Raw genomic sequence first — 14,820 nt, 5'->3', positions numbered from 1 at the left:
AACCTACCGATCGACGTGCGCGAGCGATCGCAGGGAGCGCTCCAGGTGCCAGGCGACGTAGGCGTTGACGATGCCGGTGGCCTCGCGCCGCGACCGGTCGTCGGAGGTGGTGACCGCCTCCCAGTCCCCCGCGAGCAGAGCGCCCAGCAGGCTCACGGTGGGCGCGCTGGGCGCGGCCGATCCCGGCACACGGCAGGTGTCGCACAGGATGCCGCCCGAGGCGGCGTTGAAGTTGCGGTGCGGACCAGGAGCACCGCACCGGGCACACCGACCGAAGCTCGGCGCGTAGCCCGCGATCGACAGCGCCCGCAGCTGGTAGGAGTCGAGCAGCTGCCCGGGGGGCTGACGCTGCTCGGTCAGGGCTCGCAGCGCTCCGACGAGCAGCTGGTACTGCGGGAGGGAGGCCTCGGAGTCCTCCGGCACGACGCGCTCGGCGGTCTCCAGCATCACGGTGCCGGCCGTGTAGGCGCGGTAGTCGCCGCCGAGCCGGCGCGAGAACGGGTCGATCGTCTGGGCCTGCGTCACGATGTCGAGCGTGCGGCCCACCGCGAACTGCAGGTCGACGTGCATGAACGGCTCGAGGCGCCCACCGAGCCGGCTGGAGGTCTTGCGCACGCCCTTCGCGACGGCGCGAACCTGGCCGTGGTGGCGGGTCAGCATCGTGATGATGCGGTCGGCCTCGCCGAGCTTGTGGGTGCGCAGCACGACCGCGGTGTCGCGGTACAGAGTCATGCCGCACCTCCCTGCTCGTCGTGTCGACCATTGTGCCGCCTGATCCGTAGGCTGGCCGCATGACTCGCGCGATCGTGATCCGAGCCCATGGCGGACCCGAGGAGATGCGTCTGGAGGAGATCGTGGTGCCGGATCCCGGCCCCGACGAGCTCCTGGTCGAGGTCGCCGCCGCCGGCGTCAACTACATCGACACCTACCAGCGTTCCGGCCAGTACTCGACTCCCCTGCCCTTCACGCTCGGCAAGGAGGCCTCCGGTCGGGTGCTCGCCGTCGGCGCGGGCGTCACGGGCTTCGCCGAGGGCGACACCGTGGCGTGGGGACACGGTGAGGCCGCCTACGCGGAGCACGCCATCGTCCCGACCTCCCAGGCCGTCATCGTGCCCGACGGCGTGGAGCCGCAGGTCGCCGCTGCGCTGATGCTGCAGGGCATGACGGCGCACTACCTCGTGAACTCGATCGTGCCGTTCGCCGAGGGCGACACGGTGCTGGTGCACGCCGGCGCCGGGGGCGTGGGGCTGCTGCTCACGCAGCTGCTCAAGCGCCACGGCGTCCGCGTGCTGACCACGGCCGGATCGCCCGAGAAGGCCGAGCTGTCGCGCGGTGCCGGTGCCGACGAGGTGCTGGAGTACGACGGCTTCGGATCCGCTGTGCGCGACCTCACCGAAGGACGCGGCGTGCGCGCCGTGCTCGACGGCGTGGGGGCGACGACCTTCGACGAGGGTCTCGACGCCCTGCAGCCGCGGGGCACCTTCGTGCTGTTCGGCGCCGCCAGCGGCAACGTGCCCCCGGTCGATCCGCGCGCCCTGAACACCAAGGGCTCGCTGGTGCTGACCCGGCCGTCGCTGGCGCACTTCATCGCCGATCGCGCCGAGCTCGAGTGGCGTGCGGCCGACGTGTTCGCGGCCGTGGCCGACGGCGGGCTCGACGTGCGGATCGGGGGGACGTACCCGCTCGCCGACGCCGTCACCGCGCACGAGGACCTCGAGGGACGTCGCACGACCGGCAAGCTCCTGCTGCTGCCCTGACCGGGGCGGGCTCAGTCGAGGCAGAACTCGTTGCCCTCGGGGTCGGCCATCGTGATGAACCCGTGCTCCATGCGCCCGTCGGGCTCGACCCGGTAGAGGCGCGTGGCGCCCAGCGCGGTGAGGCGGTCGCTCTCGGCCTCGAGCGCGGACATGCGCTCGTCGCCCGTGAGCCCGGGCGCGACGCGGATGTCGAGGTGCAGGCGGTTCTTGCCGGCCTTGGCCTCCGGCACCTGCTGGATGAACAGGCGGGGGCCCGTGCCCTCCGGGTCGACGACCGCCGACCTCGAGTTGTGCAGCTCCGGTGGCACGCCGAAGGCCGTGAGCGCCTCGGGCCAGCTGTCGAAGCCCGGCGGCGGGGCCTGCACCTCGTAGCCGAGGGCCGCGGCCCAGAAGTCGGCCACCGCGGCGGGGTCGGCGGCGTCGAACGTGATCTGCACGGTGCGTCCCATGGCCTCAGGCTGCCACCGTGCACCGACAGAAGCACTCCCACCCGGCTGGGCGGTGAGATTGGGACGTGTCCCCCGCGTCAGCGGTGAGTCGGGGACGTGTCGAACCCTCGGACAGGTCCCTAACTCACCGCCCGCTGCGGGGACAGGTCTCTAGCTCACCGCCCGGTGGCCTGCACGGCGTCCAGGCGGTCGAGGAGCTCACCGATCACTCCCGAGTCGTAGCGTCCGGCCGAGCGCAGGTCGAGCAGCGCCTCGCGCTGGTCCTCGATCACGCGCAGGTGCAGCTCGCGGAAGTCCTGCAGGAGCTGGTCGCGCTCGGGACCCTCGGCACCGGCCCAGTCCCAGTCCGCCGCCGGCGTCGACCGACGGCGCACGTGCTGCACGACCATCGGGTCGACCGGACGGCCGTCGAGCCCCTCGGCCTGCGCCTCGTCGCACCGCGCCTGGGAGACGTCGGCCAGAGCAGTGACGAGCAGACCGAGCTGCTCGCGCCGCGCGCCGTCCCGGTCGTCGAGCACCCCGAGCCGGCGGACGACCCACCCGAGAGTCCCGCCCTGGACCAGCAGGGAGGTGCCCGCGACGATGAAGGCCACCAGCACCAGCAGGTCACGCTGCGCCAGCTCGGGCGGGATGGTCTGGGCCGCGGCGACCGTGATGCAGCCGCGCATCCCGGCCCACGTGAGGACGAGGCCGTCCCGCGCACCGAGTCGCTGCTCGCCGTAGAACGTGATGTCGTGCTCGCGCCGCTCGATCGCGCGAAGGGCCCGTTCGCGGCGCGCCTCGGAGTGGCGCTGGGCCTCGGGCGAGGCGAGGTAGTCCCGCAGCGCAGCCATGCGCGGCCGGGCCGCCTCGTGCTGCTGGCGGTCTCCGCGCAGGCCCAGGAGCAGGCCGGCGGTGAACAGCACGCGCGCGACCATCACCACGCCCAGCACGATCGCCGCGACGGCGACCACCAGACCGACGGACTGGTCCGTCGCGCGGAAGTCGTCCCACAGGGGCCGCAGCTGCAGACCCATCACGAGGAACACCGCACCCTCCAGCAGGAACGCGATCGTGCGCCAGTTGACGCGCTCGGCCACGCGGTCCTCGGGGCGCAGCTCGACGTAGCCGCGCGACCCGATGCCCAGACCCGCCACGACCACCGCGACGAGGCCGGAGCCGCCGAGGTGCTCGGCGGGCGCGTAGGCCACGAACGGCACGACGAAGGAGATCGCGGTCGCGACCGTCGCGTCCTTGACCAGGGAGCGGACCAGCAGGCTGACGGCGGCCACCACCACGCCGATCAGGCAGGCGACGACGACGGCCCGCAGGAGGTGCAGACCCACGTCGAGGACCGACACCGTCACGCCCGTCGCCGCGATCGCGCTGCGCAGCAGCACCAGGGCCGTCGCGTCGTTCAGCATGCTCTCGCCGTCCAGCACCGTCAGCAGCCGCGGCGGCGCACCGGTCCGGCGGGCGATCGACGTGGCGACGGCGTCGGTCGGGCTCACGATGGCACCCAGCGCGAACGCCTCGGCGAAGCCGATCCCCGGCACCAGGACCGGCAGCACCAGGCCGATCACGGCGGACGTCACGACGACCAGCACGACCGAGAGACCGCTGATCGCCTTGAGGTCACGGCGGAAGTCGGTGATGGGCATCGTCACCGCCGACGCGTAGAGCAACGGCGGCAGGACGCCGGCGAGGATGATCTCGGGATCCAGCTCGGCGTCGGGCACGCCCGGCACGAACGACAGGCCCACCCCGACCGCCACGAGCGACAGCGGGGCCGCGACCCCCAGCTTCGGCGACACGACGCACACGGCCACGACCACGATGACGCCGAGCACGGCGAGCTCCATCGGTTCCATGCCCTCGATGGTGGCACCCCGCAACCACTGGAGCGGTGCAGGACTCAGCGCGGAGCGGCGGCCCGCTCGGCGTCGTACAGCGCGTAGGGGTCGTGGAGCTCCCGCCCGAGGGCCGCCTGCAGCCACGTGGCGTCGCGAGCCGCGGCGCGCTGGGTCGCGTCGGCGCGACCGTCGCTCGTCAGGTTCGACGCGAAGATGCCGGCTGCCGACCTCGGCAGGAAGTCCTCGTAGACGATCGGCCGCAGCGCGCCGTCCGCGTCCTCGACGTAGTACGCCAGGTCGAGCTCGTGCAGCTCCGCGTCGGTCCTCGGGAACGCCTCCAGACCCTGCTCGTCGTACAGCGCACGCCCGTGCGGCGTCAGGGCGACGGCCCGCGCCTCGACCTCGCCGAACCGGACGCTCAGCTCGCCGGTGACGACCGTGCCGTCGGCCTCGCGGAACCGGCGCGGCTCGGCGAGGGCTCGGAACGACGTCTGACGCAGCAGCACGTCGGGACGTCCGGTGTCGCCGGGCGGACCCTGGATGCGGTCGATCATCGCGATGCCCTGGGCCTCCATGCGCCGGTAGAGCTCGTCGATGTCGAGCACGCGGGGCGTGAGGTGGTTGATGTGCGTGGAGGCGACGCCGCCGATGTCGGCCGCGACGCTGCTGATCGACTCCAGGTGGTCGTACCAGGCGCGGTCGACGGGCTCCGGCGACAGCGCGAACGACGCGGTGGCGAGCTCGAGGAACCGAGCCGCATCGGGCTCGTCGAGACCACCGGCCGCCTCGGCGGTGTCGGCGAGCGTCAGCAGCTCGTCGGGGAACAGGCTCCTCCGCGCGAGGAAGTCCTCGAGCCGTGCCTGCGTCTCCGCGTCGAAGAACCGGCGGTCGTCGACCACCAGCATCGAGGTGAAGACGCGGAACGGGTTGGCCGCGAGCTCGGTGCGGTCGATCGGGCGGAACGCCGTCGACACGACCGGGATCGGCGGGGTGGCCTCGCGCAGGTCGTAGAAGCCGACCGGGTGCATGCCGCACGCGCCGAAGATGCGCGCCACCTGGGCGATCTCGACCGCCGTGCCGACCCGGATCGCCCCGTGCCGTTCCGCGGTGACCCGTCCGATCGAGCCGAATCGCTCCGCCTCGGGTCCGAGGCGCTCGAGCACCTCGGCATTGATCTCCTCGCAGGTGCGCACGAGGGTCGTGTAGGCGGGCACCTCCGTGCCGTAGAGGTCAGAGAGCGCACGGGCGAACCGTGCTCGCAGCTCGGTGGAGGAGACCGCCCTGCTGTCGGACCCGAGGGTCACAGGAACTCGACCCCCTGCGCCAGCGGCAGCTCGGTCGAGTAGTTCACGGTGTTGGTCGTGCGCCGCATGTAGGCGCGCCAGGCGTCGGAGCCCGACTCGCGACCGCCGCCGGTGTCCTTCTCGCCACCGAACGCACCGCCGATCTCGGCGCCGGAGGGTCCGATGTTGACGTTGGCGATCCCGCAGTCCGACCCCACCGCCGAGACGAACAGCTCGGCCTCGCGCACGTCGAGCGTGAAGATCGACGAGCTGAGCCCCTGGCTCACCGCGTTGTGCAGCGCGATCGCCTCGTCGAGCTCGTCGTACGTCAGCACGTACAGGATGGGCGCGAAGGTCTCGGTCTCGACGATCGCCGTCTGCCCCGGCATGTCGATGATCGTGGGCCGCACGTAGGTGCCACCCGCGACGCCCTCGTCGCGCGAGCCGCCGACCACGACCTCGCCGCCCTCGACCTGGGCCTGCGCGACGGCGGCGTCGAAGCCCTCGCCCGCCGCCGCGTCGATGAGGGGCCCGACCAGGGTGGACGACTCCAGCGGCGACCCGATCGGCAACGAGGCGTACGCGGTCGACAGACGCCGCACGAGCTCGTCCTTGACCGAGCGGTGGGCGATGACGCGGCGCAGCGACGTGCACCGCTGGCCGGCCGTGCCTGCCGCGGAGAACACGAGGCCGCGCACCGTGAGGTCCAGGTCGGCCGAGGGGGCGACGATCGCGGCGTTGTTGCCGCCCAGCTCCAGCAGCGTGCGCCCGAGGCGAGCAGCGACGCGCGGCGCGACGGCCCGGCCCATGCGGGTCGAGCCGGTGGCCGAGACGAGCGGCACGCGCGGGTCGTCGACCAGCGCCTCGCCCACGTCCGCGGCACCGACGACGACCTGGCTCAGGTGCTCGGGCGCTCCGGTGCGGCGCGCTGCCTCGGCGGCGAGCGACTGGCACGCGAGCGCGGTCAGCACCGTCTTCTCCGACGGCTTCCACACCACGGCGTCACCGCACACGAACGCCAGGGCCGCGTTCCACGACCACACCGCGACCGGGAAGTTGAACGCGCTGATGACGCCCACCACCCCGAGGGGGTGCCACTGCTCCATCATCCGGTGGCCCGGCCGCTCGGTGGCGATCGTCAGCCCGTGGAGCTGGCGGGAGAGACCGACCGCGAGGTCGCAGATGTCGATCATCTCCTGCACCTCGCCGAGGCCCTCGCTGAGGATCTTGCCGGCCTCGATGCTGACGAGTCGGCCAAGGTCGTCCTTGTGCTCCCGCAGCAGCTCGCCGAGCTCGCGGACGAACGCACCCCGCACGGGGGCCGGCACCGTGCGCCACTGGAGGAAGGCCTCGTGCGCCCGCGCCACGGCGTCACTGACGTCGCCCGGCGTGTGGGCCGCGACGCGGACGATCTCGGCGCCGTCGATCGGCGAGCGCGTCGCGAGGTCGCCCTCGCCGCTCAGCTCGACGCCGAGTCGGGCCAGCACCTCGCGGGCATCGCTGCCGACGGACGACGGATCGGTCGGGGTGGTGGTCATCGGGGTTCTCCTGCCTCGGCGAACAGTCGGCCGGCGTTGGTGCTCTTGAGGTCGGTCAGGGCGATGTCCTCCTGGCGGACGAAGCCCGTACCGGGAAGTCTGCCCTCCGCCACCAGCTCGACCACGGCGACCGCCGAGGCCGCGGTGGTCCAGGAGATCGCCCGCCAGCGCCGCCCGCCGACGTCGGTCGGCAGGTAACCGCGCACGTAGTTCTCGCGGAACGCCAGGCCCTCCTTGACGCCCTCGACCGCCGCGTGGAGGTAGACGATGTCGTCGCTGACCGGCGGCTTGGCGTCCTGCAGCACCCGCCCGACCAGCTCCCGCTCGTCGCGCAGGCCGAGCTCGTCGAACAAGAAGTGCATCTGCTTGAAGTGACCGGGATACCGCAAGGTCTTGTAGTCGAGCCGGTTCACGCGGCCCTCGTAGGTCTGGCACATCGTGCCCAGGCCGCCGGAGGTCAGCGCCGCCTCGAGCTCGATGCCGCCGATCACGACGCGTTCCTTCTCGGTCATCGCGGGCACCATCTGACGGTGTCCCGAGCGCAGCACCTCGCAGTCGTTGAGGTACTCGTTCACGACCCCCTCGGCCGACCAGTTGAAGGCGTACCCGAGCAGCCCGGTCGGGTTCTGCGGCAGGGCTCCCACCTTGAGCTCGATCGACTTGATCGAGTCGAAGGTCACCGCGATGGAGGCGCCGACGATGCCGATCAGACCCGGCGCGAGCCCGCACTGCGGCACGAAGGCCGAGTCGCCGTCGAGCTGCGAGAGCTCCATGACGCGCTGCGTGGTCGGGACGTCCTCGGTCAGGTCGAAGTAGTGCGTGCCGGTCGCGTGCGCGGCCTCGGCCACCGCGATGTTGGCGTGGTACGGCAGGCACGACACGACGGCGTCGACCTGGTCCAGCGCCTGCCGGATGCCGGCCGTGTCACTGACGTCGAGCTGGAAACGGTCGAAGCCTGCGCGGGCGCCGACCGGGTCTTGGCGCGCTGCGGCGTCGTAGCCCTTCACCGTGAAGCCGGACTCCACCAGCATCAGGGCGACCAGCTCGCCCACCTTGCCCAACCCGAAGACCGCGACGGTCTCGATCATGCGTCCCATGCCTGTGGCTCCCCTCGTCGGTGCGTCGATCGTAGGAGCGCCGGAGCGCGCTGGCTATACCGTCCGGACGGTTCAGCGGTTGCGATTCGGTTACCGCCCTCCCCGAGACGCACGACGGCGCCGGCGCTCCCGCGAGGGAGCACCGGCGCCGTGGTGACGGACCTACTTGTTGAGGCGGTACGCGTACACGTCGACGAATCGCGCGTCGCGCTGCGCCTGCTGCTCGCGACGCTCACGCGCCTGGTTCAGCAGGACCTCGCGATCCGCTTCCGACAGCTCGTCCCAGGCGCGCTTGACGCGGGCCTGGCGACCGAATCGGGCCATGTCCGACACCTCCTCCCCCGTGAGTCGACCGGCATTCCGGCCGGGGGTGGTCGGATGGGTGTGTGCGGGCATGGGATCGGTCGTGCGTGATGGATTGATGGTCATGGCGCGCCTCCTTTCGAGATGAGTGGACAAAGAAAAACCGCCCCGGATCGACGATCCGGAGCGGCAGATGGACGTGCCGTGATGGTGACTACGGCAGGTGCATGACTCCGGAGGGCGAACCGTCGAGGAACCGGTCGGCGACGACGCGGAACGCGTCGGTCGACTTCATGGGGTTCGTCATGGGGTTCACCTCTTCCTTCGTCGTGCGGGTGACAGCAGGCTAGCGCGAGCGGTGTCCGCCTGTCGAGACCGACACGCAGGTTCTTCGCGATCGGGTCAGTCGAAGGCGAGCAGGTCGCCCAGCTGGTCGCGCGAGACGCCACTGGCCGAGAGCAGGTCGGCGGCGAGCGATCGCACCTGCGCCCCGATCGCGGCGGCGTTGATCGTCATCTCGCCCGAGAGGCACGTGATGGCGATGCGGGCCGCGGCGACGAGCTCGTCGCGGGCCTCGGCGAAGCTGTCGTGGGTCGCCAGGTCGTCGGCGTAGATCCGCACGGCGCGGCCCATCCGCTCGATCGCGTCCTGCATGTCCGCCGGCGCCGTCTCGCCGTGACGCAGCATCGCCGAGACGCGTCGGGCCAGCACGCGGACGTCGCGCAGCGCGTTGTCGAGGTCGCGGACCGAGCCGACGAAGCGCTGCAGCTCGTCGCGCTGGCGCCAGCGCACGGGTGACATGCGGGCGATCTCCGCGACGTTGACCCCGGTCGAGGACACCGAGTCCATGAGCGCCTGCGCGGAGCGAGCCTGCCCGAGCGCGATGTCGGCCAGGGCGGCGTCGCCCGTGCGCAACGACTGGGCGACGCGGTCGAGCACCTCGGCGATGTCCTCCAGCAGGCGTTGGACCTGCTGGTTCATGTCACGCACGGGGTTGCGCGGCAGGAGCAGCACCATCGCGAGACCGCACGCGCCACCGACCAGGGAGTCGAGGAACCGCGTGACGGCCGGGTTGCCCGCACCGGTCGCCGGAAGCACCGCGGCGAGCAGCACGGCCGAGTTGGCGGCCTGCGTCAGCGCCAGGCCCTTGATGCCCACGAGGGTCGCCACGACGACCGTCAGCGCGACCACGAGGGCGATCTGCCAGGCTCCGCGGCCGATCGTGAGGATCAGCAGCTCGCCCACGAAGACGCCGATCGCGACTCCGACGACCAGCTCGATCGTCGTGCGCCCGCGCTGGCCGGCACCGGCGATGATGACGATGACGGCGGCGATGGGGGCGAAGAACGCCTGTTGGTGACCCAGCAGGTGGGTCGCGATGCCGAAGGCCGCCGCGGTCGAGACGCTGAGTCGCAGGATCAGCCGCCAGCGGCGACGCAGGGTCGCCCACCGGTCGGCGAACGACTCCCGGGGCCGCGGCACCCGTCGCAGCGCCAGGAGCGGGTGCGGTCTCATGCCCCCATCATCGCCGGGTCGTCAGCGGGTCAGGCGACGGACCACGATCGCAGCGGCGACGACCCCGGCCACGCCGGCGACCACGGGGACGATCGTCTCGAACCGGGGCGAGCCGTTGGCGTCGATGAACTTCGCCTTCACCGAGGCGACGGTGCGGCGGGCGATGGACTTGGGGCTCGTGCGGTCGATCAGGGTGTCGATCGTGGTGGCGAGGTGATCACGCACCTCGTCGATCTCGGCCACCAGCTGGTCGGTCTCTCGCGCCACGTCTCGCTCCTGTCCCCTCGGCCGAGCCTGTTGCTCGACTGGGCCAGGATAGGCCTCATGACGACGCGACTGCAGCCCGGTGACACCGCACCCGACTTCACCCTCCCGAGCGACACCGGCGAGACCGTGACGCTGTCCGACCTGCGCGGCACCTCGGTGATCGTGTACTTCTACCCCGCGGCGATGACGCCCGGCTGCACGAAGCAGGCCTGCGACTTCAGCGACTCCCTCGACCGCCTGCAGTCCGAGGGCTACACGGTCGTCGGCATCTCCCCCGACAAGCCGGAGAAGCTGGCGACGTTCCGCGAGAACGACGGCCTGTCCATCACCCTGCTCTCCGACCCCGAGAAGGAGGTCCTGACCGCATGGGGCGCCTTCGGCGAGAAGAAGCTCTACGGCAAGGTCGTGCAGGGCGTGATCCGCTCGACGTTCGTGGTCGACCCCGAGGGCGCGATCACGTACGCGGCCTACAACGTCAAGGCCACGGGCCACGTCGCCAAGCTCCGCCGCGACCTCGCCCTCGACTGAGTCGGCCCACAAGATGTGCGCCGGCCGGTGCCGGTGACAGGACTCGAACCTGCACGCCCCGAAGGGCTCCAGGACCTAAACCTGGCGCGTCTACCCAGTTTCGCCACACCGGCGGGTGTGGTCCAAGGCTAGGACGTCAGGGCGTCAGCTTGGGGAGGCCCTTGCTGATCGCGGCCGTCAGGATCTTGCCGACCACGGCGGCGAGGCCGGGCACGGGCGCGTCGAAGCCGATCGTGTAGTCCAGGCGCGTGCCGCCGTCGGCGGTCGGGGTCAGGGACTGGCGGCCCCAGTGGCCCTTGAGCGGCGAGCCCTTCGTGATCTTGTACTCGATCAGCGTGGGGCGGTCGGCGACCGTCGTGGTCTCCTCGAAACCGGGGAGCGGCCCGATCTTGAGCGACCGCGTCGAGCCGACCCCGTTGCGCTCGGTGTCGCCGTCCTTGACCCGGCGCACCTTCGCGCCGAGGACCGGGCCGAGGTTCTCGTGCTCGGCGAGCTTGTCGAAGACGACTTCGGGGCTCGAGGTGAAGACGTGGGAGATGCGCACGCGCGTGGGGGCTGCCATGAGCGATGAGTGTAGGGGCGCGGAGCCCCGAGCGGGACCCGTAGGCTGCAGCGCGTGTTCCAGATCTGCTTCGTCGAGCCGCGCATCGCCGGCAACACGGGGAGCGCGATCCGTCTCGCGGCCGCCACGGGGGCCCACCTCCACCTCGTCGACCCCTTGTTCGACCTCGAGGACAGCAAGCTCCGACGGGCGGGGCTCGACTACCACGACCTCGCCGTCGTGACGGTGCACGACGACCTGGAGAGCGCGTACGCGGCCTTCGACGGCGCCCGCGTCTTCGCCTTCACGACGTCGGCCACCCGCCGGTACACCGACGTCGCGTACGAGGCCGGCGACGTGCTGATGTTCGGCGCGGAACCCACTGGCCTGCCCGAGGACGTGCAGCACGATCCCCGCGTCAGCGACCGGCTCCGCCTGCCGATGCAGCCGTCGCGCCGCTCGATGAACCTCGCGAGCTGCGCGTCCATCGCGGTGTACGAGGCCTGGCGGCAGCAAGGCTTCCCCGGCGCCGTCTGACCGTCCTACGCTGCGGACATGGCCGACGACGCGAAGACCCGCCCCACCGAGGTCGAGGTGGACGACTTCGTCGCGTCGCTCGGTGACCCGGCGACCCGCGACGACTGCGCGGCCCTGGTCGAGCTCATGTCGCGGGCCAGCGGCGCGCCACCCGTCATGTGGGGGCCGAGCATCATCGGCTTCGACCGCTACCACTACCGGTACGCGAGCGGCCGTGAGGGCGACGCCGCCCTGGTCGGCTTCTCGCCCCGCGTCGGCAAGCTCTCGATCTACCTGAACGACGGCACCGACCAGCACACCGAGGCGCTGTCGCGTCTCGGCCGGCACTCGGTCACGAAGGCGTGCCTGCACGTGAAGCGGCTCGGGGACGTCGACCTCGCCGTGCTCGAGGAGATCGTGCGGGCCTCGGCCACCCGCACCCGGGCCGCCCACGCCTGAGGGGCCGGCCGCACGACCGGCCCCGCGGGGTCAGGAGGACGAGTCGGTGTCGGGCGCCCGGTCCGCGCCGGGACCACCGCCGGGCATCTGTCCCTCCTGTCCGGACGGCGGCTGGCCGGGCTGGAGCTGGCCCGGCTGGGGCTGGCCCGGCTGGAACTGGCCGGAGGCGGCGCCGTCACCGTCGAGCGCGAAGCCCAGGCCGGTACCGGCACCGACGCCGGCCAGGAGCGTGCCGGCGGCCACGGCCGCTGCCACGCGGACGGAGATGCGCCGTCGCTCCGCCGTGGCGGGCTCCTTCACGGGCTGGGCCTCGGGCGGCGGGACGGGGGTGTCGAGAGTGCTGGTGTCAGTCATGCCACCACCGTGCGAGCCGAGCCTGTCGTGGACCTGTGGCCGACCGAGGCATCCGCTGGGACAGCAGGCGCAGGGGCCGGACAGGGCCGACCCACCGCACCATCGCGCCATACTCACAGGTCCAGCACAGTCTTCTGCCAGGCAAAGTGGAGGACGCAGGAGGAGACTCCCCTTCATGACCACGGCCCTCTCCCGCCCGGACGGCTCCCCCGTCCGGGTCCTCGTCGTCGACGACGAGCCCAACATCGCCGAGCTGCTCCAGATGGCCCTGCGCTACGAGGGGTGGGACATCACGACCGCCGCCACGGGACGCGCCGCCGTGCAGGCCGCGCGTGACGTGGGGCCCGACGCGATCGTGCTCGACATGATGCTGCCCGACTTCGACGGACTCGAGGTCCTGCGTCGCATCCGCGCCTTCGCCCCCGACGTCCCCGTCGTCTTCCTCACGGCGCGCGACGCGGTGGAGGACCGCGTGCACGGTCTCACGGCCGGCGGCGACGACTACGTCACCAAGCCGTTCAGCCTTGAGGAGGTCGTCGCACGGCTGCGCGGCCACCTGCGCCGCTCGGGTGCGCTCGAGCACCGCGAGAGCCACGTGCTCACGGTCGGCGACCTCACGCTCGACGAGGACAGCCACGACGTCAGCCGGGCCGGCGAGGAGATCGCCCTGACCGCGACCGAGTTCGAGCTGCTGCGCTACCTCATGCGCAATCCCAAGCGCGTGCTGAGCAAGGCCCAGATCCTCGACCGCGTCTGGAACTACGACTTCGGCGGTCAGGCCAACGTGGTCGAGCTCTACATCTCGTACCTGCGCAAGAAGATCGACGCCGGCCACCCGCCGATGATCCACACCAAGCGCGGAGCCGGGTACGTGCTCAAGCCCGCCCCGTGACCCGACTCCTGCCGGCGACCCTCACCGGGCGCCTGATCGTCACGATCGTCGCCCTCGTCGCGCTCGTGGGCGTCGGTGCCTCGGCCCTCACGGCGATGACGATGCAGTCGCACCTGACCGACCGCCTCGACTCCCAGCTGCACGACAGCCTCGACCGGTCGACGCGCGAGTTCGACCTGCTGCCCGACGGCCCCCGGCCGCCGTCCGGCGAGCCGCTGCCCGTCGCGGTCGGCCAGGGCGAGGGCACGCTGACGGCCGTGTTCCTCGGCTCCACCCGCCGCGGCGACGTGATCGGCGACGGCGAGCAGACGACGCTCCCGAGCGCCGTGCTCGACACGCTCGCCGACGTCCCGACCGACGACACCGTCCGCACCGTCGACCTGGGCCGGCTCGGCAGCTACCGCGTCCTCGCGGTGCAGAACGCCGACGGCTTGATCGTCGTCGGCGGACTGCCGACCGACGAGGTCGACGAGACCATCCAGAACCTCCTGATCTGGGAGGTCGTGCTCACCCTCGCGGGTGTCGTCGTCGCAGCCGCCACGGGACGCGTCCTCGTCCGGCGTCAGCTCCGCCCGCTGCGCGACGTGGCGGCGACGGCCCACGAGGTCGCCTCGATGCCCCTGTCGAGCGGGGCCGTCGAGCACACTCCTCGGGTGCCCGTCGAGCTGACCGACCGGGCCACCGAGGTCGGCCGCGTCGGCGACGCCCTCAACGTCATGCTCGACCACGTCGAGAGCTCGCTCGAGGCGCGGCACGAGAGCGAGCAGCAGGTCCGCCAGTTCGTGGCCGACGCCTCGCACGAGCTCCGCACCCCGCTGTCGACCATCGCGGGGTACACCGAGCTGGTCCACCGCTCCGGCGAGGACCCCGAGGTCGTGCGGCAGGCCCTGGCCAAGATCGAGACGGAGTCGTCGCGCATGTCGGCCCTCGTCAACGACCTCCTGCTGCTGGCGCGGCTCGACTCCGGCCGGCCGCTCGAGAAGTCGACGGTCGACCTGACGCAGATCCTGCTCGAGGCCGTGTCCGACCGGCAGGTCGTCGATCCCGAGCGACGCTGGAACCTCCAGCTGCCCGACGACGCCGTCGAGATCCCCGGTGACGCCGGCCGTCTGCACCAGGCCGTCACGAACCTCCTCACGAACGCCTCGCGCCACACCCCCGAGGGCACGACCGTCTCGGCCTCGCTGCGGACCACCGCGGTCGGCGCGACCGTCACGGTGCGCGACGACGGACCCGGGCTCGAGCCGGAGCTCGTCCCGCACGTCTTCGACCGGTTCACCCGCGGCGACTCCTCCCGCACGCGGGCCTCCGGTGGGGCCGGGCTCGGCACGTCGCTCGTCAAGGCCATCGTGGAGGCCCACGGGGGTCAGGTCGCCGTGCGCAGCCGTCCCGGCGACACCGCGTTCACCCTGTCGTTCCCGGCTTGAACCACCCGTGCGGGTCACTCGGAATAGCCCGTCGGGACTAGGCCACGAGGGGCCCGAGGGCC

General features: G+C 72.0%; 17 protein-coding genes and 1 tRNA gene. 6 read left to right on the top strand and 12 right to left on the bottom strand.

Features of this window, described 5'->3' with window-relative positions; translation table 11 throughout:
• Positions 1-3 precede the first annotated feature (3 nt).
• Positions 4-732, bottom strand: a complete 729-nt coding sequence (recO, locus tag LO931_RS09370; RefSeq protein ID WP_229053331.1) for a DNA repair protein RecO — start codon at positions 730-732, stop codon at positions 4-6.
• A 59-nt stretch (positions 733-791) separates the two neighbouring features.
• Between recO and LO931_RS09365 the strand changes: the two genes are divergently transcribed.
• A complete protein-coding gene (locus tag LO931_RS09365; protein WP_229053330.1) occupies positions 792-1,757 on the top strand; it encodes a quinone oxidoreductase in 966 nt (321 codons plus the stop codon).
• A gap of 11 nt (positions 1,758-1,768) precedes the next feature.
• Here LO931_RS09365 and LO931_RS09360 read toward each other — a convergent pair whose 3' ends face one another.
• From LO931_RS09360 to LO931_RS09325, 8 genes are all read right to left on the bottom strand, one after another.
• Entirely contained in the window at positions 1,769-2,206 is a 438-nt protein-coding gene (locus LO931_RS09360) for a VOC family protein (protein WP_229053328.1), read from the bottom strand.
• Between the two features lie 155 nt (positions 2,207-2,361).
• Positions 2,362-4,056: a sodium:proton antiporter gene (locus LO931_RS09355; RefSeq protein WP_229053325.1), complete on the bottom strand. Its 1,695-nt coding sequence runs from the start codon at positions 4,054-4,056 to the stop codon at positions 2,362-2,364.
• A gap of 44 nt (positions 4,057-4,100) precedes the next feature.
• On the bottom strand, positions 4,101-5,342 hold the full coding sequence (locus LO931_RS09350; protein ID WP_229053324.1) for a VOC family protein: 1,242 nt from the start codon (positions 5,340-5,342) through the stop codon (positions 4,101-4,103).
• Positions 5,339-6,859: an aldehyde dehydrogenase family protein gene (locus LO931_RS09345; protein WP_229053323.1), complete on the bottom strand. Its 1,521-nt coding sequence runs from the start codon at positions 6,857-6,859 to the stop codon at positions 5,339-5,341. The genes LO931_RS09350 and LO931_RS09345 overlap by 4 nt, the downstream gene beginning before the upstream one ends.
• Positions 6,856-7,956 carry a saccharopine dehydrogenase family protein gene (locus tag LO931_RS09340; RefSeq protein WP_229053322.1) on the bottom strand — a complete coding sequence of 367 codons (1,101 nt, stop codon included), beginning with the start codon at positions 7,954-7,956 and terminating at the stop codon, positions 6,856-6,858. Before LO931_RS09340 ends, LO931_RS09345 begins: the two co-directional genes overlap by 4 nt.
• 162 nt (positions 7,957-8,118) lie before the next feature.
• Positions 8,119-8,280 carry a hypothetical protein gene (locus tag LO931_RS09335; protein ID WP_229053321.1) on the bottom strand — a complete coding sequence of 54 codons (162 nt, stop codon included), beginning with the start codon at positions 8,278-8,280 and terminating at the stop codon, positions 8,119-8,121.
• Between the two features lie 381 nt (positions 8,281-8,661).
• Positions 8,662-9,774, bottom strand: coding sequence for an aromatic acid exporter family protein (locus tag LO931_RS09330; protein ID WP_229053320.1), 1,113 nt, complete (start codon positions 9,772-9,774; stop codon positions 8,662-8,664).
• A gap of 21 nt (positions 9,775-9,795) precedes the next feature.
• Entirely contained in the window at positions 9,796-10,041 is a 246-nt protein-coding gene (locus tag LO931_RS09325) for a DUF3618 domain-containing protein (RefSeq protein ID WP_229053318.1), read from the bottom strand.
• A gap of 57 nt (positions 10,042-10,098) precedes the next feature.
• Between LO931_RS09325 and bcp the strand changes: the two genes are divergently transcribed.
• A complete protein-coding gene (gene bcp, locus LO931_RS09320; protein ID WP_229053316.1) occupies positions 10,099-10,569 on the top strand; it encodes a thioredoxin-dependent thiol peroxidase in 471 nt (156 codons plus the stop codon).
• Positions 10,570-10,597: 28 nt separating this feature from the next.
• Here bcp and LO931_RS09315 read toward each other — a convergent pair.
• Together LO931_RS09315 and LO931_RS09310 are read right to left on the bottom strand one after the other, a co-directional pair.
• Positions 10,598-10,682 (bottom strand) — tRNA-Leu (locus tag LO931_RS09315).
• A gap of 23 nt (positions 10,683-10,705) precedes the next feature.
• Entirely contained in the window at positions 10,706-11,131 is a 426-nt protein-coding gene (locus tag LO931_RS09310; protein ID WP_229053314.1) for an SRPBCC family protein, read from the bottom strand.
• 54 nt (positions 11,132-11,185) lie between these two features.
• Here LO931_RS09310 and LO931_RS09305 point away from each other — a divergent pair, with 54 nt between their 5' ends.
• Both LO931_RS09305 and LO931_RS09300 read left to right on the top strand, forming a co-directional pair.
• On the top strand, positions 11,186-11,647 hold the full coding sequence (locus LO931_RS09305; RefSeq protein WP_229053312.1) for a tRNA (cytidine(34)-2'-O)-methyltransferase: 462 nt from the start codon (positions 11,186-11,188) through the stop codon (positions 11,645-11,647).
• Between the two features lie 18 nt (positions 11,648-11,665).
• On the top strand, positions 11,666-12,085 hold the full coding sequence (locus tag LO931_RS09300) for a DUF1801 domain-containing protein (protein WP_229053310.1): 420 nt from the start codon (positions 11,666-11,668) through the stop codon (positions 12,083-12,085).
• Between the two features lie 30 nt (positions 12,086-12,115).
• Here the strand turns inward: LO931_RS09300 and LO931_RS09295 are convergent, their stop codons facing one another.
• On the bottom strand, positions 12,116-12,439 hold the full coding sequence (locus LO931_RS09295; protein WP_229053308.1) for a hypothetical protein: 324 nt from the start codon (positions 12,437-12,439) through the stop codon (positions 12,116-12,118).
• A 175-nt stretch (positions 12,440-12,614) separates the two neighbouring features.
• On the opposite strand from LO931_RS09295, the gene LO931_RS09290 reads away from it, so the two are divergent.
• Both LO931_RS09290 and LO931_RS09285 read left to right on the top strand, forming a co-directional pair.
• The gene (locus LO931_RS09290; RefSeq protein WP_229053306.1) at positions 12,615-13,331 is read left to right on the top strand and encodes a response regulator transcription factor; all 717 of its coding nucleotides are present in this window, start codon (positions 12,615-12,617) and stop codon (positions 13,329-13,331) included.
• Positions 13,328-14,758: a cell wall metabolism sensor histidine kinase WalK gene (locus tag LO931_RS09285; RefSeq protein WP_229053304.1), complete on the top strand. Its 1,431-nt coding sequence runs from the start codon at positions 13,328-13,330 to the stop codon at positions 14,756-14,758. Before LO931_RS09290 ends, LO931_RS09285 begins: the two co-directional genes overlap by 4 nt.
• Positions 14,759-14,820 lie beyond the last annotated feature (62 nt).

Source organism: Aeromicrobium sp. Leaf350 (genome assembly GCF_916858655.1).
Classification (GTDB): Bacteria; Actinomycetota; Actinomycetes; order Propionibacteriales; family Nocardioidaceae; genus Aeromicrobium.
This window is presented reverse-complemented; position numbering and strand designations above follow the sequence as displayed.